Source organism: Modestobacter sp. VKM Ac-2978 (genome assembly GCF_026968025.1).
GTDB lineage: Bacteria > Actinomycetota > Actinomycetes > Mycobacteriales > Geodermatophilaceae > Modestobacter.
Map to the genome: position 1 here is coordinate 659,266 of NZ_JAPVBP010000003.1, position 20,789 is coordinate 680,054.

The following is a 20,789-nucleotide window of genomic DNA, read 5'->3' on the forward strand; positions in this document are numbered from 1 at the left end:
TTGACGGCTGACCGGTCGCGGCCGGACATCGGTGCGGCGTTCTCCGGTGCGGGGTCCGCGCACGGCTTCGCGTGGTCCACGACGGTGGCGCCGGGGGCGCACCGGGTGTGCGTGTTCGCGATCGACGTGGACGTCCCGTCCCAGAACTCGCTCCTCGGCTGCCGGACGATCAGCACGACCTGATCGACTCGAGCTGTGAGCCCGGTCGGCTCGGCGAGCGTGCCGGCCGGGATCAGTCCCCGGCGTTGATCGTGCAGAGGACGGCGCCGCTGGTCACGCTGGCGCCCACCTCGGCGGCCAGCCCGGACACCGTGCCGGCCTGGTGCGCCACGATCGGCTGCTCCATCTTCATCGCCTCCAGCACGACCACCAGGTCACCGGCGGCGACGGTGTCGCCGTCGGCCACCGCGACCTTGACGATCGTGCCCTGCATCGGCGCGGTGAGGGAGTCACCCGACGCGGCCGACCCGCCACCCCCGCTGCGCTTGCGCGGCTTGGCTGCACCCGCGGCCGGCGCCGGCCCACCCGCGGCCAGCCCGGCGGGCAGCGACACCTCCAGCCGGCGGCCGCCGACCTCCACCACGACGGTCTGCCGCGGCTCGGCCTCGTCGGTCTCCGCCGCGGGGCCGTACGGCTGCACCTGGTTGTCCCACTCGGTCTCGATCCAGCGCGTGTGCACCGTGAACGGCTCGCTGGTGAAGGCCTCGTCGGCGACCACCGCGCGGTGGAACGGGACGACGGTCGGCATGCCCTCCACGACCAGTTCGTCCAGCGCGCGGCGGGCCCGCTGCAGGGCCTCGGTGCGGGTCGCGCCGGTGACGATGAGCTTGGCCAGCATCGAGTCGAACGCACCGGCCACCTCGCCGCCGGTCTCGACCCCGGAGTCCCAGCGCACACCCGGGCCCTGCGGGATCTCCAGCCGGGTCACCGGACCGGGAGCCGGCATGAAGTTGCGGCCGGCGTCCTCGGCGTTGATCCGGAACTCGATGCTGTGCCCGCGCGGGGTGGGGTCCTCGGTGATCTCCAGTGGCAGGCCCTCGGCGATCCGGAACTGCTGGCGCACCAGGTCGATCCCGGAGGTCTCCTCGCTGACCGGGTGCTCGACCTGCAGCCGGGTGTTGACCTCCAGGAAGGAGATCGAGCCGTCGGTGCCGACCAGGTACTCCACGGTCCCGGCGCCGACGTAGCCGGCCTCGGCGCAGATCGCCTTGGCCGAGGAGTGGATCCGCTCCCGCTGCTCGTCGGTGAGGAACGGCGCCGGCGCCTCCTCGACCAGCTTCTGGTTGCGCCGCTGCAGCGAGCAGTCCCGGGTGCCGACCACGATCACGGTGCCGTGCGTGTCGGCCAGCACCTGCGCCTCCACGTGCCGCGGCTTGTCCAGGAACCGCTCGACGAAGCACTCGCCGCGGCCGAACGCCGAGACGGCCTCGCGCACCGCGGAGTCGAACAGCTCGGGGATCTCCTCGAGGGTGCGGGCCACCTTGAGGCCGCGGCCGCCGCCGCCGAAGGCGGCCTTGATCGCCACCGGCAGGCCGTGCTCCTGGGCGAAGGCGACCACCTCGTCGGCGTCCGCCACCGGGTCCTTGGTGCCGGGCACCAGCGGGGCGCCGGCGCGGGTGGCGATGTGCCGGGCGGCGACCTTGTCGCCGAGGTCGATGATCGCCTGCGGTGAGGGGCCGATCCAGGTGAGCCCGGCGTCGAGGACCGCCTGCGCGAAGTCGGCGTTCTCCGACAGGAAGCCGTAGCCGGGGTGCACGGCGTCCGCGCCGGACCGGTGGGCTGCGTCGATGATCTTGTCGATCACCAGGTAGGACTCGCCCGGGGTGTTCCCGCCGAGGGCGAAGGCCTCGTCGGCGGCGCGCACGTGCAGGGCGTCCCGGTCGGGCTCGGCGTACACCGCGACGCTGGTCAGCCCGGCGTCCCGGCAGGCGCGCGCCACCCGCACCGCGATCTCCCCGCGGTTGGCGATCAGGACCTTCTGCACGTTGGTTCTCCCTTGAGTGGCGGGGCGGGCTGACGGGTGCCGGGTGGTCAGCGTCGCCAGAGGTCGGTGATCGCCAGGCCGAGCTTGGCGAGCTGGGTGCGCAGCAGCGGCAGTGAGAGGCCGAGCACCGCGGAGGGGTCGCCCTCGATCCGGCGGACGAACGGTGCGCCCAGCCCGTCGAGGGTGAACGCGCCGGCCACGCCCAGCGGTTCACCGGTGGCGAGGTAGGCCTCCAGCTCCGCCGGTGACGGCGTGGCGAAGTGCACCACGGTGGAGGAGACGCCGACGTCCCGCTGGGCCACGCCGCCGTCTCGCACGTCAAAGACCGCCTGCCCGGTGTGCAGCACGCCGCTGCGCCCGCCCATCCGCTGCCAGCGGGCCCGCGCATCGGCGGTGTCGGACGGCTTGCCGAGCGCCTGGCCGCGGAACTCGAGCACCGAGTCGGCGCCGATCACCACCGCGTCGGTCTGGTCCTTGGCGACGGCTGCGGCCTTGGCCGCGGCCAGCAGGGCGACCAGTTCACCGACCCGGGGCGCGGTCACCGCCGTCTCGTCGACGCCGCTGACCACCACCTCGGGGTTCAGCCCCGCCTGGCGCATCAGCTGCAACCGGGCCGGGGACTGGGAGGCGAGCACGAGGCGGCGGCTCATGACGCCCGCCCCGAGGCGCGCCAGCCACCGGGGCCGGCCAGCAGCGGCCGGCGCAGCACGTCGGCCCGCTCGATCCAGGCCCCGACCGGGGTGGGACGCCGACGGGGACGGCGCTGGGACAGGGCCGCGACGACGACGGTCAGTGCGGCGAGCTCCTCGGCACTCGGCTCGCCGCGGACCACCTGCAGCAGTGGAGGCTGGATCTGTTCGGTCATCAGAGGGGGATGTTCCCGTGCTTCTTGGCGGGCAGGGTCTGGCGCTTGTTGGCCAGCAGCCGCAGCGCCCGGACGACGTGGACGCGGGTGTGCGAGGGCGGGATCACCGCGTCGACGTACCCGCGGTCGGCGGCGATGTAGGGGTTGGCCAGCGTGTCCTCGTAGTCGGTGACCAGCTCGGCGCGCAGCGACTCCGGGTCCTCGGCCGCGGCCAGCTCCTTGCGGTAGAGGATGCCGACGGCCCCCTGCGCACCGATCACCGCGATCTGCGCGGTCGGCCAGGCCAGGTTGACGTCGGCCCCCAGGTGCTTGGAGCCCATCACGTCGTACGCACCGCCGTAGGCCTTGCGGGTGATCACGGTGATCTTCGGGACGGTCGCCTCCGCGTAGGCGTAGATCAGCTTGGCGCCCCGGCGGATGATCCCGTCCCATTCCTGCGAGGTGCCGGGCAGGAACCCGGGGACGTCGACGAAGGTGAGCACCGGGATGTTGAAGGCGTCGCAGGTGCGCACGAAGCGCGCGGCCTTCTCGCTGGCGTCGATGTCCAGCGTGCCGGCGAGCTGGGTGGGCTGGTTGGCCACGACGCCGACCGGGCGGCCCTCGACCCGCCCGAAGCCGGTGAGGATGTTGGGGCCGAACAGCGCCTGGACCTCGAGGAACTCCCCGTCGTCGAGCACGTGCTCGAGAACGGTGTGCATGTCGTAGGGCGTGTTCGGCGAGTCCGGGATGAAGGTGTCCAGCTCGCGGTCGTCGTCGGTGAGCGCCTCGGGGAGGGCGATGTCGACCGGGGCGACCTCGACCGCCGGCAGGGGGTCGAGGTTGTTGCTGGGCAGGTGCGACAGCAGGGCCTTCACGTAGTCCAGCGCGTCGGCCTCGTCCTCGGCCAGGTAGTGCGCGACGCCGGACTTGGTGTTGTGGGTGCGGGCGCCGCCGAGCTCCTCCAGCGTCACGTCCTCCCCGGTCACCGTCTTCACCACGTCGGGGCCGGTGATGAACATCTGGCTGGTCTTGTCGACCATGACGATGAAGTCGGTGAGCGCGGGGGAGTAGACGTGGCCTCCGGCGGCGGCGCCCATCACCAGGGAGATCTGCGGGATGACCCCGGAGGCGTGCACGTTGCGCCGGAAGATCTCGGCGTAGAGGCCGAGGGAGACCACGCCCTCCTGGATCCGGGCGCCACCGCCCTCGTTGATGCCGATGACCGGGCAGCCGTTGCGCATGGCCAGGTCCAGCACCTTGACGATCTTCTCGCCGTAGACCTCGCCGAGGCTGCCGCCGAACACGGTGACGTCCTGGGAGAAGACGCAGACCGGCCGGCCGTCGACCGTGCCGTACCCGGTGACGACGCCGTCCCCGAAGGGCCGCTTGGCGTCCATGCCGAAGTTGCTGGAGCGGTGCCGGGCGAACTCGTCGAGCTCGGTGAACGAGCCCGGGTCCAGCAGCGCCTCGATCCGCTCCCGGGCGGTCATCTTCCCGGCGGCGTGCTGCTTGTCGACCGCCCGCTGCGACCCGGCGTGCGTCGCTTCCTCCACCCGCCGCTCGAAGTCGGCCAGCTTGCCGGCGGTGGTGTGCAGGTCGAGGTCGGCGGGGACGGGTTCTCCCGCGCTCTCCAGTTCGGCGGCACTCACAGCGCCGTAGCGTAGGTGACGTGCCCGACAGCCCCCGCACCGCAGCTCCTCCCGCCGACCGGCCGGGCCTCGACGCCGCCGCGCTGACCGCCGCCCTCACCCCCGGCAGCGGTCTGTGGCGGGCGGTCGAGGTGGTCGAGGCGATCGGGTCGACGAACGCCGAGCTGGTCGCCCGGGCGGCCGACGGCGCTGCCCAGGGGCTGGTGCTGGTGGCCGAGCACCAGGAGGCCGGGCGCGGACGGCTGGACCGCACCTGGGTCTCCCCGCCGCGGGCGGGGCTGACGGTCTCGGTGCTGCTGCGGCCCGACGTCCCGGCGGCCCGGCGGGCCTGGCTCTCGCTGCTGACCGGGGTGGCGCTGGCCGAGGCGGTCGGGGAGGTGGCCGGCGTCCGGACCTCGCTGAAGTGGCCCAACGACCTGCTCGCAGCCGACGGCCGGAAGCTGGCCGGCATCCTGGCCGAGAGCTCGGGCAACGCCGTGGTGGTGGGCGTCGGGCTCAACGTCTCGACCCGTACCGACGAGCTGCCCGACACCGGCACCTCCCTGGAGCTGGTGCGGGGCGAGTCGATCGACCGGCCGGCGGTGCTGCTGGCCTTCCTGCGGACCCTGGAGCAGCGCTACGCCCGCTGGTCGCAGGTGCTGGGTGACCCGGTCTCCTCCGGCCTCGCCCAGGACTACCTGGCCTGGTGCAGCACCGTGGGGGCCGCCGTCGCCGTGACGATGCCCGACGGCTCGATGCTCGACGGGGTCGCCGAGGCAGTGGACTGGGACGGTCGGCTCGTCGTCCGCACCGACGCCGGGGTCCTGGAGCTCGCCTCCGGCGACGTCCGACACGTGCGCGGGCGGTGACGGTGCCGGACCTGGTCCGCCGGGCCCGGGGGCTGGTGTGACAGGTGTGCCGACTTGTCGGCTTCGCACAACAGACGCAGGGCACTTGGTGGTGTCGTCGACTCAACTCGGCGTCATCGGTCGATAACTTTCCGTTCACGGACTTCCCAGCTGAGGTCGACCATGAACGAAGGACGCCAGTGCCAACTCCAGCGCATGCCTCCCCGGCCGCAGCCCGCACCGGGCAGACCGAGATCCGTGCCCTGACCGGTCTGCGCATCGTCGCGGCCGGCTGGGTGGTGCTGGTCCACTTCGGCGTCTTCCTGACCCCGTACACCGACCAGTTCGTGTTCGTGCGGGCGGTCCTCGGGGCGGGCTGGATCGGGGTGGAGCTCTTCTTCATCCTCAGCGGCTTCCTGCTGGCCCGCGGCTACCTCGACGAGTGCGGCCGTCGTCCGACCCCGCGCACGGTCGGTCGGTTCCTGTTCAACCGGTTCGCGCGGGTCTGGCCCGCCTGGGCGCTGGTGACGGTGCTGATGGGTGGCTGGCTGTTCCTGGTGCGGGCCAGCGGCCGGACCGCGGACGTCTACACGGTCCACCCCGAGGTGTCGGTGGAGGCGATCGCCCGCCAGCTGAGCATGACCCAGATGTGGGGCATGCCGAACATGGTGGGCGCCAGCTTCGTGGCGCCCGGATGGTCCATCAGTGCCGAGTGGACCGCCTACCTCGCGTTCCCCGTGCTCGCCGTGCTGCTGCGCCCGCTGCGCCACCTGCACCCGGTGGTCAACCTCGGGCTGGCCCACGCGGCGGTCGTGCCGCTGGCCCTCATCGCCTACCGGACCGGGCCGATGGACGTCGACTCGAGCTGGGTCCTCCGGATCGCCTGCGGCTTCCTCGCCGGGGTGTTCGTGGCGCTCGCCCTGCGGGACGTGCGGCCGAGCGCGCGCACGGAGTCGATCGGCCTGGCCCTCTCGGTCGCCAGCATCTTCCTGCTCGTCATGCTCTGCTTCTGGGCCAGCTGGCGGCGTGGCGGCGAGCTGGCCGACTACTCGCAGGTGGGCGTGCTGGCCTTCCCCGGGCTCATCGCCGGGCTCGCCCTGACCACCCGGGGACCGGCCCGGGTGCTCGCGACCCCTGCCCTCGTCTACGGCGGCAGGATCTCCTACTGCCTGTACCTGACGCACTACCTGCTCCTGGACGTGATGTGCACCGTCCTGTGGCAGGACCCCGCCCAGCGGTGGGTGATGACCCCGGCGATCGCCCTGGGGATGCCGTTCCTGCTGCTCGCGACGCTGCCGGTCAGTGCGGCGCTCCACCACCTCGTGGAGGAGCCGGCGCGCCGAGCCCTGGTGGGTCTGCTCCGGCCGACCCGGCGGCCGGCGGCCAGACCGCAGGTCCGGGTCGCGGCTGCGGGGCGCGTGTCGCCCGCGGTCCCTCGCGCGCGGCTGCACGCGGTCGCCGCCGCGCAGGTCGACCCGAGCCTGCCGCAGGGACTCCGGACCTCGGTCTCGGCGGCCGTGCCGTCGGTGCCGAGCCCCCGACGGGCGGCTCCGGTGGAGTCGCAGACCGACTGCCTGCCGGCCCAGGTCGCCATCTGATCGCCGGTCGCCGGTCGGCCCGACACGCGCGCGCAGAGCGGTGACGGCGAGGCGCTGGTGCACCATCCTGTCCTCATGGCCTATCCGGACAAGGTCCTGGCCGGCGACGAGGAGGTCGTCCGCCACCTGCACCCGCACTGGCTGACCGTCTTCTGGCCGATCGTGGCGTTCCTGGCGCTGGTCGGACTGGCCTCCTTCGGCGCCGCCGTCGTCCCCGCGGGGGACCAGCAGGGGACGTACCGGCTGGTCGTCGTCGGCGTCGCCGTCGTCCTCGCGGTGTTGCTGGTCGTCGCCCCGCTGCTGCGCTGGCGCACCACGCACTACGTGATCACCACGCACCGGCTGCTGTACCGGGTCGGCATCCTGGCCCGGCACGGCCGGGACATCGGACTGTCGCGGATCACCGACGTCTCCTACCGGCAGACCCTGGGGGAGCGGCTGGTCAACTCCGGCACCGTCTCGATCGAGACGGCGGGCGAGGGCGGCCCGACCGTGTTCCGGGCGATCCCGGACAGCGAGGGGGTGCAGCAGCTGCTCAACCAGCTCGTCGAGGAGGACGCCGACCGGCGGGCCCGGGAGAGCGCCGCGTACCTGGGCGAGTACCACCGGGGGGACACGCACCCGACCCAGCAGTTCTGAGCCGTACGAGTACCCCCGGCGCCTGCCGGACCGGTCCGTCACGGCGTGCCTGGACGTTTCTGTCGGAGGGGCCACCTAACGTCCCGGGCATGCGGCTGCTGCACACCTCGGACTGGCACATCGGCCGCTCTCTGCACGGCACCGACCTGCTCGCCGAGCAGGAGCAGGTGCTGGGCGTGCTGGCCGACGTCGTCCGCGCGGAGTCCGTCGACGTGGTCCTGGTCGCCGGCGACGTCTACGACCGCGCCGTCCCCTCGGCGGACGCCACCGGTGTGCTGGACCGGGTGCTGATGCGGCTGCGCAGCGCGGGCGCCCAGGTGGTCCTCACCCCCGGCAACCACGACTCGGCCCGGCGACTCGGGTTCGGTGCCGGGCTGCTGGCCCGATCCGGGGTGCACGTCCGGGCGCTCACCCCGGCGCTCGACGAGCCGGTGCTCCTGCACGACGAGCACGGTGACGTCGCGGTCTACGGCCTGCCCTACCTCGAGCCGGAGGTGGCCCGGCACGAACTGGGGCTGCCCGACGCCCGTGGCCACGAGGCGGTCGTGGGCGCGGCGATGGACCGGGTCCGGGCCGACCTGTTCCTCCGCCCGCGCACCCGGTCGGTCGTGCTGGCGCACGCCTTCGTCGGCGGCGGGCTCCCCAGTGAGAGCGAGCGGGACATCTGCGTGGGCGGGGTCGACCTGGTCTCTGCCGCGGTCTTCGACGGAGTCGACTACGTCGCCCTGGGCCACCTGCACCGGCCGCAGTCGCTCAGCGACCGGATCCGCTACAGCGGTTCGCCGCTCGCCTACTCCTTCGGCGAGGCCGGTCAGCAGAAGCAGGCCTGGCTGGTCGACCTCGACGCCTCCGGGCTGGCCGAGGTGCGGCCGGTCCCGCTCCCGACGCCCCGGCCGCTGACCGTGCTGCGCGGCGAGCTCGCCGAGCTGCTCGCCGATCCGGAGCTGGCGGCGGTGACCGAGCACTTCGTCTCCGCCCAGCTCACCGACGCGATCCGGCCGGCCGACCCGATGCGCCAGCTGCAGGGCCGCTTCCCGCACGCCGTGCACCTGGAGTGGGCCGGCACGGGCGCGGCCGGCGACCAGCGCAGCTACACCGAGCGGCTGGCCGGCCGCAGTGACCTGGAGGTCGCCGGGGAGTTCGTCTCCCACGTCCGCACGGTGGGCGCCACCCCGGCCGAGCTCGAGCTGCTGGGCCGCGCGCTGGCCGCGGCTGCGCACGAGGAGGCGCTGGCATGAGGGTCCACACCCTCTCGCTGAGCGCCTTCGGGCCGTTCGCCGACCGGGTCGAGGTCGACCTGGACGACGTGGGCCGGGACGGGCTGTTCCTGCTCTGGGGCCCGACCGGCGCCGGCAAGACGACGCTGCTCGACGCGGTGGTGTATGCCCTCTACGGCACCGTCCCGGGAGCCCGGGGCGAGGAGAAGCGGCTGCGCAGCGACCACGCCGCCGAGCAGGTCCGCACCGAGGTGGAGTGCGAGGTCACCCTCGGCGGGGAGCGGTTGCTGGTCACCCGCCGGCCCGAGCAGCAGCGGCCCAAGCGGCGCGGCACCGGCTGGACGACCGAGCAGGCCAAGCTCACCGTGCAGCGCTGGACGGCGGCCGGCTGGGAGCCGGTCAGCACCCGGATCGACGAGGGCTCCGAGCACCTGCGCAGCCGGCTGGGTCTCTCGGCCGAGCAGTTCTGCCAGGTGGTGCTGCTCCCGCAGGGCGACTTCGCGCGGTTCCTCCGGGCCGAGCCGGAGGACCGCGGCCGGCTGCTCCGCACCCTCTTCGACGTCGGGCGCTTCGCCCGGGTCGAGGAGTGGCTCGCCGACCAGCGGTCCGTCGCCAGGGGGCAGTGGGACGAGGCGCGACTGCGGGCCAGCACGCTGCTCGCCCGGGTGGCGCAGGTCGCCGACGTCGACGTGCCCGAGGAGCTGGCCCCGGAGCTGGTCGGTGCCGCGCCGCACGCCTCGGCCGGCGCCTGGGTGCAGCGCGTCCGGGCGGAGGTCGCCAGCCGGCGGGCCGATCAGGAGGTCGAGGCCGAGCGGGCGGCCGCCGAGGTCGAGCGGGTCGACGCCGTGCTGGCCGCCGCCCGGGCCGAGGTCGACCGGCACACCCGGCGTGACCGGGCGCGGGCCGAGCTCGGCCGGCTGCAGGCCGAGGAGGCCGAGCTGGTGCCCCTCCGTGCGGCGCTGGACGCGGGCGGCCGGGCAGAGCCGGTGCGGGACGTGCTGGAGGCGGCCGGTCGGGCGGCGCTGGACGCCGAGGGCGCCGCGGCGCACCTGGAGTCGGTCCGCCACCGCTGGACGGAGGTGGCCGCCGGCCGCCCGGCCGACACCGTGCTGGCGCGGGCCCTGCGCGACGAGGTCGCGGCGCTGCGGGCCCTGCTGCCCGACGTCGACCGCGCCGCCGCACTGGCCCGCGAGGTCGGCGAGGCCACGCGCCGGGTCGAGACGCTGCAGACGCGCTGCGCCCAGGACGAGGCGACCGCCCAGGAGTGGCCGACGCGGCTGGCCGAGCAGGAGGCCCGGGTCGGTGAGGCCGCGGAGGCGGCGTCGAGCCTGCCCGGGCTGACCGCCGTGCTCGAGGGCCGCCGCACCGCCCTCGCCGCGGCACGGGCCGCCGGCTCGCTGGCCGGCCGGCGGGAGCAGCAGCGCAGCGACGTCGACGCCGCCCGGGAGGCCTGGCTGGACGCCCGGGAGACGTGGGGCGACCTGCGCACCCGGCGGCTGGACGGGATGGCCGCCGAGTTGGCCGCCGGCCTGGCCGACGGCCAGGACTGCCCGGTGTGCGGTGCGCTGGAGCACCCCCGGCTGGCCCAGCACGACGGCACCGTGGTGACCCAGGCCGACGAGGACGCCGCCCGCGCGGCCGCGGAGGAGAGCGAGGCCCGGCTCACCGTCCTGCGCACCGCTCTCGAGGAGACCGATCGGGAGCTCGCGGTGCTCCGTGCCCAGGCCGGGCCGGAGCCGTTGGCCGACAAGGAGGCCGCCCTCGCCGAGGCCGCTCACCAGGAGGCGCGGGCGCGCACCGCGGCCGGGGCCCTGGACGGCGCACGCCGGGCGCTGACCGCGCTGGCGGCCCAGCGGGACGCCGCGCTGGCGGCCGCCGCCACGGCCCGTGAGGAGCTGGCGCGGCTGACCGCCGAGCGCGCCGCGGCGCAGGAGACGCTCGCCGCGCTGCAGCAGCGGCTGCGCGCCGCACAGGGGGAGGACCAGGGCATCGCCCCCCGGATCACCCGCCTCACCACCGAGGCCGAACGGTGCGAGGCGCTCGTGGAGGCCGAGGGCGCCGAACTGCGCGCCCGCACGGCGGCCGAAGCAGCTCGCCGGCTCGCCGAGGAACGCGTCGCCGACGCCGGGTTCCCCGATCTGCTGGCCGCCGCGGACGCCCTGCTGGACCGGGCCACCGCCGCGTCGGCCGGCCGGCGGGTGGCCGAGCACGACCAGCGGTGGTCGGTGGTCACCGCGACGCTCGCCGAACCGGAGCTGGCCGACCTCGCACCCCGGCCGGACCTGGACGCGCTGACCGACAGCTGCCGCGGCGCGACCCGCACCCGGGAGGCCGCCGTGGGCTCGCTGGCCGAGGTGCGCCGCTGCGCGGACGCCCTGGAGTCGCTGACCGCCGACCTCACCGAGATAGAGGTGGAGCTGGACGAGCGCCGGGCCCACGCCGAGCAGGTCACCGCGCTCGCCGACCTGGTCAACGGCCGCGGATCCAACACCCTGCGGATGCGGCTGCAGTCCTTCGTGCTCGCCGCCCGGCTGGAGCAGGTCGCGGCCGTGGCCAGTCGGCGGCTTCGGGACATGTCCGGTGGCCGGTACACGTTCCTGCACAGCGACGCCCAGGGCCGGCACGGGGCCCGGGGCGGGCTGGGACTGGACGTGCTCGACGAGTACACCGGCGCGCGGCGGCCGACGAAGACGCTCTCCGGCGGGGAGAGCTTCATGGCCTCCCTGGCCCTCGCCCTGGGCCTGGCCGACGTCGTCTCGGCCGAGAGCGGTGGGGTCCGGATCGACACGCTCTTCGTCGACGAGGGCTTCGGCACCCTGGACCCGCAGTCGCTGGACGCGGTGATGACCGTCCTGGACGAGTTGCGCCGGGGCGGCCGGACCGTCGGCGTGATCAGCCACGTCGAGGAGCTGCGGACCAGGATCAGCAGCCGCCTGGAGGTGATCGCGAGCCGGGAGGGTTCCCGGCTCGCGAGCTGACCGGCTCGCGGGCTGACCGGCTCGCGGGCCGGTCAGGTCTGGGTGGACCCGGTCAGACGGCGCCGTCGCTGAGCAGCGGCTGACGTGGGTCGGTGCGGGCGTGGACGGAGTCGAGGGCCGGGAACACCCAGCGACGGTAGGAGAGGTACCGGATGGCGGTGCCGAGGACGATGGAGGCGATGTTCGCGGCCTGCATCACCAGGGCGCTCTCCTGGTCGAGGCCGTACCGGACCGCGGCGACGATGCCCAGCCCGAGCAGCAGCGTCGCGCCGTTGATCATGGCGAAGAGCGCGTACTCCCGCCCCACCCCGGTGCGCGCCCGATGGGCGAACGACCAGTAACGGTGCCCGAGGTAGGCCACCGTCATCGAGACCAGGGTCGAGCCCAGCTTGGCCGTGACGGCGCCCGCGCCCAGGTGCGCGTAGAGCAGCTGGAACAAGCCGATGTCGATGAAGAAGCAGATCCCACCCACGACGCCGAACGCGCTGAACTCCTTCAGCAGCAGCCGCCACCCTCTGCGCAGGCGGCCACCCGGTGGGTCGAAGGACATGCCTCCAGCCTAGGAGGCCCGCGGAATCGGGGCCTGCGCTGCGCCGGCGCGCTGGTGCGCCGGGTCGCCTGCGGCCTGACGGGAGGCAGCACTGCGCTGCACTAGCGTGCCCACGTGACCGTTCCACCCCCCACCCGGCTCCCGCGGATCTCGCCCACGATGGTCCGCTACGTCGGCGTCGGGTTGCTGAGCCTCGTCGTGGACGCCGGGACCCTGTGGCTCCTCTACGACGTCGCGGGGCGGCCGCTGTGGCTGGCCACGACGGCGGGCTTCTGGCTGAGCTTCGTGGTCAACTTCTTGGCCAACAAGTACTTCACCTTCGGTGTCCGCACCGACGGCACCCGCCAGCTGCTCCGGTACGGCCTGCTGGTGGTGCTCAACTACCTCGCCAACCTGGGGATCGTCACCGGCCTGGTGGCGGTCGGCCTCCCGGCGGTGCTGGCCAAGGTGATCGCGGTGGCGCTGCTCACCGGGTTGAACTTCTTCGCCTACCGCCACTGGGTCTTCCGTTCCTGAGCGGGCCGGGACGCCGGTCCCGCGGACCCGCCGGAGCCCCGGGGCAGCTGGTCGGCCCCGGATCACCGGGCCGGCGACCCCGGAGGCGTGCCGGGTGGACGAGCGATCTAGCCTTCCGGGCACCATGGGCACTCCCACAGACCGCCGCACCGGACTCCCGGTCGTAGCCATGGTCGGCGGGGGTCAGCTGTCCCGGATGACGCACCAGGCGGCGATCGCGCTGGGCCAGTCGCTCCGGGTGCTGGCCGCCGACCCGGCCGAGTCCGCGGCCCTCGTGGCCGCCGACGTCCAGCTCGGCGACCACAACGAGCTCGCCGACCTCCGGCGCCTCGCCGCGGGCGCCACCGTGGTCACCTTCGACCACGAGCACGTCCCGACCGAGCACCTGCGCGCACTGGAGGCCGACGGCCACCGGGTCGCCCCCGGCCCCGCTGCCCTGGTGCACGCCCAGGACAAGCTGGTGCTCCGCCGGGCACTGGCCGAGGCAGGGGAACCGCAGCCGGCCTGGGCCGAGGTCCGCACGGTGCACGACGTGACCGCCTTCGCCGACGGCGTCGGCTGGCCGGTGGTGCTGAAGACCCCCCGCGGCGGCTACGACGGCAAGGGCGTGTTCGTCGTCTCCGGCCCCGACCAGGTCGCCGACCTCCTCGAGCGGCACGGCACCCTGCTCGCCGAGGAGCGGGTGGGCATGGTCCGCGAACTGTCGGCGCAGGTCGCCCGGTCCCCGTTCGGCCAGGTCGCGGTGTGGCCGGTCGTCGAGACGATCCAGCGGGACGGCGTCTGCAACGAGGTGCTGGCGCCTGCCCCCGGCCTGTCCGAGGAGCTGGCCACCGCCGCCCAGGAGCTCGCCGTCCGGATCGCCGACCGGCTCGGGGTGGTGGGCATGCTGGCCGTGGAGCTGTTCGAGACCGCCGACGGGGTCCTGGTCAACGAGCTGGCGATGCGCCCGCACAACTCCGGGCACTGGACCATCGAGGGCGCCCGGACGAGCCAGTTCGAGCAGCACCTGCGCGCCGTCCTGGACTACCCGCTGGGGTCGACGGCGATGACCGCGCCGGTGGTCGTCATGGCCAACGTGCTCGGCGGTGCGACCGCGGCCGACGACTGGTCCGGGCCGGGTCTGGACGAGCGGGTCCACCACCTGATGGCGCACTGGCCCGACGTGAAGCTGCACTGGTACGGCAAGGGCCAGCGGCGGGGCCGCAAGCTCGGTCACGTCACCGCGTTGGGCGAGGACCTGGCCGAGGTGCGGGCCCGCGCGGTGGCTGCCGCCCGCTACCTGGCCGACGGCGTCGTCGACCCCGCGTTCGCCTTCGACACCGAGCACTGAGGAGTGGCCGTGAGCGACCCGATCGTCGGCATCGTCATGGGCAGCGACTCCGACTGGCCGATGATGGAGCCCGCCGCCCAGGCGCTGGCCGAGTTCGACGTCCCGTGGGAGGCGCACGTCGTCTCCGCGCACCGCACCCCGCGGCGGATGCTCGACTACGCCGAGTCCGCCGCGGGACGGGGCCTGCGGGTGGTGATCGCCGGCGCCGGGGGAGCAGCGCACCTGCCCGGGATGGTCGCCGCTGCGACGCCGCTGCCGGTGATCGGTGTGCCCCGGCCGTTGGACCGGCTGGACGGGCTGGACAGCCTGTTGTCGATCGTGCAGATGCCGGCCGGCGTCCCAGTGGCGACGGTGTCGATCGGCGGCGGGCGCAACGCCGGCCTGCTGGCGGTGCGCATCCTGGCGGCCGGCGACGACCGGTTGCGCGCCGCCGTGGAGCGGTTCCAGGCGGACCTGGCGGCGTCGGTCGTCGCCCGGGACGACGCGCTGCAGCAGCGGATCGCACCCTGACCGATCACCACCCCGCCGTGGGGTGAGTCGCTTCCCTGGGCGGCTCGGCCGGGCTTAGCATCTACTGGTGGGTAACAACGCCGGGCTGTACGCGCTGACCGAGGAGCACGAGGCTGTCCGGGAGGCGGTCCGCGAGATCGCCGAACGGGAGATCGCCCCCTTCGCCGCGGAGGTGGACGCCGACTCGCGCTACCCGGTGGAGGCGCAGAAGGCGCTCACCGCGGCGGGCTTCCACGCCACGCACGTGCCGGAGTCCTACGGCGGTGAGGGCGCCGACGCGATCGCCACCTGCATCGTGATCGAGGAGGTCGCCCGGGTCGACGTCAGCGCATCGCTGATCCCCGCGGTGAACAAGCTCGGCTCGGTCCCGGTGATCCTGTCGGCGTCCGAGGACCTCAAGCAGCGGGTGCTGCCCTCGATCGCCGCCGGCGACGCGATGATCAGCTACGGGCTCTCCGAGCGCGAGGCCGGCTCCGATGCGGCGGCGATGCGGACCCGGGCCAGGCTCGAGGGCGACAGCTGGGTGCTCAACGGCACCAAGGCGTGGATCACCAACGCCAGCGTCTCGGAGTGGTTCACGGTCATGGCCGTCACCGACCCGGAGAAGGGCGCGAACGGCATCTCCGCCTTCGTCGTGCACCGCGACGACCCGGGCTTCGCCGTGGGCCCCAAGGAGAAGAAGATGGGCATCAAGGGCTCGCCCACCTGCGAGCTCTACTTCACCGACTGCACCATCCCCGCCGACCGGATCGTGGGGGAGCCCGGCACCGGGTTCAAGACGGCGCTGCGGACGCTGGACTTCACCCGGCCGACCATCGGGGCCCAGGCGGTCGGGGTCGCCCAGGGGGCACTGGACGCCGCGATCGCCTACACCAAGGACCGCCGCCAGTTCGGCTCCGCGGTCAGCGACTTCCAGGGCGTCCAGTTCATGCTCGCCGACATGGACATGAAGATCCAGGCAGCGCGGCACCTGGTGTACGTGGCAGCTGCCGCCGGTGAGCAGGGGCGCGCCGACGTCACCCGGGTCTCCGCTGCGGCCAAGGCCTTCGCCTCCGACACCGCCATGCAGGTGACCACCGACGCCGTCCAGCTCTTCGGCGGGGCCGGCTACACCCAGGACTTCCCGGTCGAGCGGATGATGCGCGACGCCAAGATCACCCAGATCTACGAGGGCACCAACCAGGTGCAGCGCATGGTGATCGCCCGGAGCCTCCTGAGGTAGGACGTCGACCGGCGTCCCTGCAGCTCAGTTCGGGTCCGGGTCAGGTGTCCAGTGGCAGTGGCCTGGCCGGCCACTCCAGCAGGCGGGCGCCCAGCACGGCGGCGTGCAGGGACAGCCGCTGGTCGGGCCGCCCGACGCTGTAGCCGCTGAGCTCGGCGACCCGGGCCAGCCGGTAGGTGACGGTGCGCACCGAGACGTGCAACCGCTGGGCGGCCTCGGTGGCGACGTCCCCGGCCTCGAAGTACGCCTGCAGGGTCTCCAGCAACACGCCCGCGCCGTTGCGGCTGCGCTGCAGCGGGCCGAGCACGTCATCGACCAGGTCCGCGATCGCCGCCTGGTCCCGGCCCAGCACCCGGTAGACCAGCAGGTCGCGGGCGTGCACGACGTCGGTGTCCAGCCCGAGCCGGTCGGCGAACACGAGGGCCTCCCGGGCCTCCTCGTAGGACCGGGCGACGCCGTAGGCGCCGGGGAACGCGCGCCCCGCGGCCACCCGCCAGCGCCGGCCGCCGTCGACCTGGTCGAGCTGGGCACGGATCAGCGCACCGAGGTCCACCGCCCGGGAGGTCACGGTCGCGCTACCCGCCGGCACGACGACGACCACCCGCGCGTCCTTGGTGGCGACCAGCACGTCCCGGTCGCCGAACCGGTCCACGACGGCCCGCTCCAGCGCGATGGCCGCACGGTCGACCGGGCCCTCGGGCCCCCGAGCCGCGGCGAGGGCCACGTGGTGGGCCTTGCCCAGGTCGATGCCGAAGGGCTCGGCGCGCTGGACCATCCGGGCGACGTCGGCGTCGCCGCGGAGCAGGTCGTCGACGAACCCGCGCCGCAGCGCCTCCTCGTGGCGGATCATCTCCCGCCGCTCGGACTGGTGGCCGTCGACGAGCACCCCGACGGCGTCGTCGAGGACCCGCAGCACCGCCTCGCCGGCCTGGCGCACCTTCTCCGGGTCACTGGAGCGCACCACCGCCGGCAACTGCCGCCACAGCCGCCAGGACGCGGACAGGTAGAGGTCCACCGCGCCCCGGGCACTGACACCCTGGGCCGCCGCTCGCCGTCCCAGCTCACGGACCGCAGCCAGTTCCCGCGGCTCAGGACGGCGCCCGTGGATGGCCGCGTCGGCCAGCATCGGCAGGTAGTCGCCGAGGAGGTCCACCGGGGCGGAACAGGCGGCGGCTGCCGACGCTGCCACGGCGTCCAGCCAGTCCTCGCCCGCCGGTCCGTCGCCGGACTGCCGGTCGGTCATCGCACCCCTCCGTCCCGCCGGCGTCCCGGACCGGCGTTGCCGGACCTCGGCAACGCCAGCCTGCCGCGGCTGACCGCGGCGCCGGGCCGACCGGCGTCTCAGCGGTCCGGTCGCAGGGTGGGCGCATCGCCCACGAGCGAGCCCAGGCGGGTCACCTGCAGCTGGTCCAGGACGGTGCGCCGGCCGGCGCACCGCAGGACCAGCCGGGCACCGCGCCGCCGGCACCGACGGTGCGCCCGGGTGAGCACGGTGACGCCGGCGGGGCCCAGGACGGTGACCTCGGCGAGGTCGACGACGAGCTCACGGAGCTCCTGCTGGGCGGTCTGGCTGTCCAGGCACAGCCGGAGCAGCGGTGCGGTGGTGCTGTCGACCTCGCCGGTGACGTCGACGAGGACACGACCCGGCCGGTCGCCGCGCACGGCGGTGACGGACAGCAGCTGGTCGTCGGGGACGGCACGAGCGGCGGACGGAGCGGACACGGGGCGGCCCCTCGCGGTCGGTGTGGTCACCGGCAGGAGACGCAGCTCGCTGCGAACGGGCGGAACTCGAGTCGCTCCGGGGGGAGGGCCGATCCGCAGTGCGCGCAGGAGCCGTACGTGCCGGTCGCGATCCGGTCCAGCGCCGCGTCGATCTCCTCGATGGTGCGCAGCAGGCTGTCGGCCCGGCGAAGGGCGACCGGGTCGGGCACCGACGTGACCGTCTCGGCCAGGGCGAGCTCGCGCTGACGGAGGCAGTCGGCGCGCTGGGCCTCCAGGAGCAACCGGGAAGACGCCGAGTCGGTGCCCGGTGTCGCGGAGGAGGTGGCGGTGGTGGTGGTGCGCATGGACTGCTCCTGGGGACGGCGGAGAGCACGCCCCCACCGGACCGGGGCGCGCGAGGAGGAACGGGGGACCCGCAGGTCCTCCGTCCAGGCGCCGGCCGTCACGGACAGCTCCCGGCACCTGGGGACCTGGGGTCAGCCTGCCCGTACACCGGGACGGGGGACAGGTCGGTGACCGGCCATCCCGATCGCGGTGTGGTTGCCGGTCATCGGCAACTCCGGGCACCGGGCCGGCTGCCCTGTGCCCACGCCAGGGCCGGGCGACCTGGTGCGCGACCGGGTCGCCGGAGTCGTCGACCCGCAGGTCCACCACGAGGGCACCGACCAGCTGCAGGGCATGGTGATCGCCCGCAGCGCGCTCCGCTGATCGCCAGCGCGATCGCTGGTCCGGCCGGCCGTCAGCCGCCGGTCACGATCCCGCAGGTCAGCTCGACGGCCCAGGGCTCGGCGGGAGCGATGGGGAGCACCACCACCTGCTCGGGGCCGCCGGCCGCGCACTCCTGCACCGCCTCCTCCACCGAGTCCGACCACTCCGGGGCGGTGGCGCGCGGGTCAGGTTCGCCGCGGTAGTCGAACCCGGCCATCAGGGCGACGGGGAGGAGCGCGGTCACCACGACGAGCGCACGCCAGCTGCCTGACAGCCGCTCGGCGACGCCCTGGGCAGCCACAGCGAGCGCCGACAAGAGCAGCAGCGACGGCACGATGGTGTAGCGCGCGCTCAGGTGGAGGTCGGTCGCCAGCGCCCCGGCCGGTGGGTACGCGACGTTGAGGGCGAAGAGGCTCTCCACGCAGAACAGCCCGACCGAGGCGACGGCCGCCGTGACGATGAGCGGACGGCGTTCGGGCCGGGAGAACAGGAGGGCGACGAGCAGCGCGGCCGCGACCACCACCCCGACCGTCCAGACGAGCTCACGACCGCCCGCGCCGACCACCCGCCCGGTTCCCCCGTTGCCCACGATCGAGGTCGACACCACGCGGAGCGCGTAGCCGAAGGCGATCTCCATCGCAGCCGGGCGTGCGCCGGTCGTCCGCTCGGCGGACAGGACGACGATCAGCTGGACGGTCATCGCGACGAGGTACGTCCCGGCCACCCACCACTCACGGCGGGGCAGCAGGACCAGGCGGCCGAGCGCCAGCGGGAGGAGCACGACGGCGAGGGGGTCGCTCAGTGCGGCCAGCATCACGATGAGGGCGGGCAGGACGTGGCCCCAGGCCGACTGGCGCCGGCCGATGAGCGCCCAGAAGGCGGCGAAGATCAGGAACCAGTGGCTGTTCGCGACGTTGTCGACGGCCTCCAGGCCACCGGCGGGCAGCAGTGCGACGGCGGCCGCAAGGCCACCACGCAGCCAGGGAGAGGGCAGGTGGGCCCGCCCGAACACCCACACCGACCAGGAGGCGGTCCCGACGACCAGCGCCGCGGAGATGCTGAAGACGAGGCCGGCCAGGTGCAGCGGCAACCAGCTGGCGACCTCGGCGACCAGCCGGGGGAGCAGGTGCAGGTAGCCGGAGTACGGCCGGAAGAGGGGATCCAGTCCCATGCTCTCCTCGGCCTGGCGCAGGAAGACGACGCCGTCCTCTGCCCAGATCGTGTCCAGCCGGCCCGGTGGCAGCCGGAACAGCGCCACCGCAGCGGAGAGCAGGAGGACGACGGCGCCCTCGTACCAGGGGGTCCGGGGGGTGGGGCGGTAGAGCCAGCCACCCAGACGGCGCCGGGCGGTGGGCCAGCTGGTGCGACCGCTCGAGGAACCCGTGCGCTCGGTCGCAACGGGTTGGTCTCGGCTGACCACTGAGTGCTCCCACCCTCACCGAGTCGCATGCTGTCGACCTCGTCCTGGACGGACTCTAACCGGCAGCTCGCGCGGGGGCAGGGGTCATTCCAGCAGCCGGGAGACCCCAGCCAGCCGGGAGTCGCCGGCCATCGAGGTCAGCCACGTCGACCAGCCCGGGCGGGCGCGCACGGCCTCCAGGGCGCTGCGGGCTGCGGCCCGGTCGCCGCGCCGGGAGGCGGCCAGTGCCGCGTACAGGTCCCGGGCGCCCTCCGGCGCGAAGACCGCGAGGGTCTCGTAGTCGCGCTCGTCGTAGGCGCGCTGCAGGTTGCGCAGCATCCGCAGCTGGGCGACCGGGTCCCCGGAGTCGTCGACCCGCAGGTCGACCCGGACCCCGTCGTCGTCCTCGGTGGCCGGGGTGCCGCTGACCACCTGCAGCGCGGCGGACTGCCGGCCACGCAGGTCGCCACCGGCGTCCTGGCCGGCGGTCAGCGCGGCGATCAGCCGGTCGGCCAGCGCCCCGCCGGTCGCGGCGAGGGCCTGCACCATCGCCGGCAGGACGTCGGGGGACGCGAGCATGTTGCCCTGCACGCTGCACCCCTCGCCCAGCACGTGGCCACTGGTGGGCAGCGAGCCCGGGCCGGTGTCGACGGCCACCCGGCCGGTCGCATCGAGCACGGCGATCTGGCGGTCGGCGTCCTCCGCCGCGTGCGCCGCGCGGCGGACCAGGTCCTGCGGTGACGCGCCGTCGGCCAGACCGGCCAGCAGGGTGGTGCCCAGTCCCCGTCGGCTGCGCGCCTGGACCGCGATCACCCCGACCCCCGGCCGGACCGTGGGCACGGCCCGGCCGACGGCCAGGATGCAGGAGGAGACGGCGATGCCCAGCTCGCCCGTCGCGGCGTCCCGGGCGACGACGGAGAAGGTCATCGACTCTCGTTCCTGCCCCGGGGGCGCTTCCTCACACGGTGGCCGGCAGGCCCATGGTGGGCACCTCGCCGTCGACCTGCAGGGGTGCGCCGGTGGCGGCGACGACGTCGGCGACGGTGACGCCGGGAGCGGTCTCGCGGAGCACCAGCCCGGTGTCGGTGACGTCGAT

The 20,789-nt window shown here is 74.4% G+C and carries 21 protein-coding genes; 11 read left to right on the forward strand and 10 right to left on the reverse strand.

Annotation, left to right across the window (positions count from 1 at the left end; all coding sequences use genetic code 11):
• The coding region (locus O2W53_RS10910) for a hypothetical protein (RefSeq protein WP_269163039.1) at positions 1-183 on the forward strand (183 nt) is incomplete at its 5' end.
• Positions 184-232: 49 nt separating this feature from the next.
• On the opposite strand, the gene O2W53_RS10915 is transcribed toward O2W53_RS10910, so the two are convergent.
• Genes O2W53_RS10915 through O2W53_RS10930 form a run of 4 tightly spaced genes read right to left on the reverse strand, consistent with a single transcriptional unit; the run spans position 233 to position 4,477 of the window.
• Positions 233-1,984 carry an acetyl/propionyl/methylcrotonyl-CoA carboxylase subunit alpha gene (locus O2W53_RS10915; RefSeq protein WP_269163040.1) on the reverse strand — a complete coding sequence of 584 codons (1,752 nt, stop codon included), beginning with the start codon at positions 1,982-1,984 and terminating at the stop codon, positions 233-235.
• Positions 1,985-2,031: 47 nt separating this feature from the next.
• Positions 2,032-2,634, reverse strand: coding sequence for a Maf family protein (locus tag O2W53_RS10920; RefSeq protein ID WP_269163041.1), 603 nt, complete (start codon positions 2,632-2,634; stop codon positions 2,032-2,034).
• Entirely contained in the window at positions 2,631-2,849 is a 219-nt protein-coding gene (locus tag O2W53_RS10925) for an acyl-CoA carboxylase subunit epsilon (protein WP_269163042.1), read from the reverse strand. The genes O2W53_RS10920 and O2W53_RS10925 overlap by 4 nt, the downstream gene beginning before the upstream one ends.
• Entirely contained in the window at positions 2,849-4,477 is a 1,629-nt protein-coding gene (locus O2W53_RS10930; protein WP_269163043.1) for an acyl-CoA carboxylase subunit beta, read from the reverse strand. The genes O2W53_RS10925 and O2W53_RS10930 overlap by 1 nt, the downstream gene beginning before the upstream one ends.
• 20 nt (positions 4,478-4,497) lie before the next feature.
• On the opposite strand from O2W53_RS10930, the gene O2W53_RS10935 reads away from it, so the two are divergent.
• From O2W53_RS10935 to O2W53_RS10955, 5 genes are all read left to right on the forward strand, one after another.
• Positions 4,498-5,325: a biotin--[acetyl-CoA-carboxylase] ligase gene (locus tag O2W53_RS10935; RefSeq protein WP_269163044.1), complete on the forward strand. Its 828-nt coding sequence runs from the start codon at positions 4,498-4,500 to the stop codon at positions 5,323-5,325.
• A 179-nt stretch (positions 5,326-5,504) separates the two neighbouring features.
• Positions 5,505-6,902, forward strand: coding sequence for an acyltransferase family protein (locus O2W53_RS10940; protein WP_269163045.1), 1,398 nt, complete (start codon positions 5,505-5,507; stop codon positions 6,900-6,902).
• Positions 6,903-6,977: 75 nt separating this feature from the next.
• Entirely contained in the window at positions 6,978-7,541 is a 564-nt protein-coding gene (locus O2W53_RS10945) for a PH domain-containing protein (RefSeq protein WP_269163046.1), read from the forward strand.
• Positions 7,542-7,630: 89 nt separating this feature from the next.
• Positions 7,631-8,779 (forward strand): exonuclease SbcCD subunit D, encoded by a 1,149-nt coding sequence (locus tag O2W53_RS10950; protein WP_269163047.1) that lies wholly within the window; start codon positions 7,631-7,633, stop codon positions 8,777-8,779.
• Positions 8,776-11,736 (forward strand): AAA family ATPase, encoded by a 2,961-nt coding sequence (locus O2W53_RS10955; RefSeq protein WP_269163048.1) that lies wholly within the window; start codon positions 8,776-8,778, stop codon positions 11,734-11,736. Before O2W53_RS10950 ends, O2W53_RS10955 begins: the two co-directional genes overlap by 4 nt.
• 52 nt (positions 11,737-11,788) lie before the next feature.
• Here O2W53_RS10955 and O2W53_RS10960 read toward each other — a convergent pair whose 3' ends face one another.
• The gene (locus O2W53_RS10960) at positions 11,789-12,286 is read right to left on the reverse strand and encodes a GtrA family protein (protein WP_269163049.1); all 498 of its coding nucleotides are present in this window, start codon (positions 12,284-12,286) and stop codon (positions 11,789-11,791) included.
• A gap of 114 nt (positions 12,287-12,400) precedes the next feature.
• On the opposite strand from O2W53_RS10960, the gene O2W53_RS10965 reads away from it, so the two are divergent.
• From O2W53_RS10965 to O2W53_RS10980, 4 genes are all read left to right on the forward strand, one after another.
• Positions 12,401-12,802 (forward strand): GtrA family protein, encoded by a 402-nt coding sequence (locus tag O2W53_RS10965; protein WP_269163050.1) that lies wholly within the window; start codon positions 12,401-12,403, stop codon positions 12,800-12,802.
• Between the two features lie 124 nt (positions 12,803-12,926).
• On the forward strand, positions 12,927-14,132 hold the full coding sequence (locus O2W53_RS10970; RefSeq protein ID WP_269163051.1) for a 5-(carboxyamino)imidazole ribonucleotide synthase: 1,206 nt from the start codon (positions 12,927-12,929) through the stop codon (positions 14,130-14,132).
• Positions 14,133-14,141: 9 nt separating this feature from the next.
• Entirely contained in the window at positions 14,142-14,642 is a 501-nt protein-coding gene (gene purE, locus O2W53_RS10975; protein ID WP_036333774.1) for a 5-(carboxyamino)imidazole ribonucleotide mutase, read from the forward strand.
• A gap of 67 nt (positions 14,643-14,709) precedes the next feature.
• Positions 14,710-15,864, forward strand: coding sequence for an acyl-CoA dehydrogenase family protein (locus O2W53_RS10980; RefSeq protein WP_269163052.1), 1,155 nt, complete (start codon positions 14,710-14,712; stop codon positions 15,862-15,864).
• A gap of 40 nt (positions 15,865-15,904) precedes the next feature.
• Here O2W53_RS10980 and O2W53_RS10985 read toward each other — a convergent pair whose 3' ends face one another.
• The 3 genes from O2W53_RS10985 to O2W53_RS10995 form a co-directional block, all read right to left on the reverse strand.
• Positions 15,905-17,107, reverse strand: coding sequence for a PucR family transcriptional regulator (locus O2W53_RS10985; protein ID WP_269163053.1), 1,203 nt, complete (start codon positions 17,105-17,107; stop codon positions 15,905-15,907).
• Positions 17,108-17,205: 98 nt separating this feature from the next.
• Complete coding sequence (locus O2W53_RS10990; protein WP_269163054.1) at positions 17,206-17,586, reverse strand: STAS domain-containing protein; 381 nt, start codon at positions 17,584-17,586, stop codon at positions 17,206-17,208.
• 26 nt (positions 17,587-17,612) lie between these two features.
• A complete protein-coding gene (locus O2W53_RS10995; RefSeq protein WP_269163055.1) occupies positions 17,613-17,930 on the reverse strand; it encodes a TraR/DksA family transcriptional regulator in 318 nt (105 codons plus the stop codon).
• Between the two features lie 238 nt (positions 17,931-18,168).
• On the opposite strand from O2W53_RS10995, the gene O2W53_RS11000 reads away from it, so the two are divergent.
• Positions 18,169-18,294 (forward strand): hypothetical protein, encoded by a 126-nt coding sequence (locus tag O2W53_RS11000; protein ID WP_269163056.1) that lies wholly within the window; start codon positions 18,169-18,171, stop codon positions 18,292-18,294.
• Positions 18,295-18,325: 31 nt separating this feature from the next.
• Here O2W53_RS11000 and O2W53_RS11005 read toward each other — a convergent pair whose 3' ends face one another.
• Together O2W53_RS11005 and O2W53_RS11010 are read right to left on the reverse strand one after the other, a co-directional pair.
• On the reverse strand, positions 18,326-19,714 hold the full coding sequence (locus tag O2W53_RS11005; RefSeq protein WP_269163057.1) for a hypothetical protein: 1,389 nt from the start codon (positions 19,712-19,714) through the stop codon (positions 18,326-18,328).
• A gap of 84 nt (positions 19,715-19,798) precedes the next feature.
• Positions 19,799-20,620 (reverse strand): DUF1028 domain-containing protein, encoded by an 822-nt coding sequence (locus O2W53_RS11010; RefSeq protein WP_269163058.1) that lies wholly within the window; start codon positions 20,618-20,620, stop codon positions 19,799-19,801.
• Positions 20,621-20,789 lie beyond the last annotated feature (169 nt).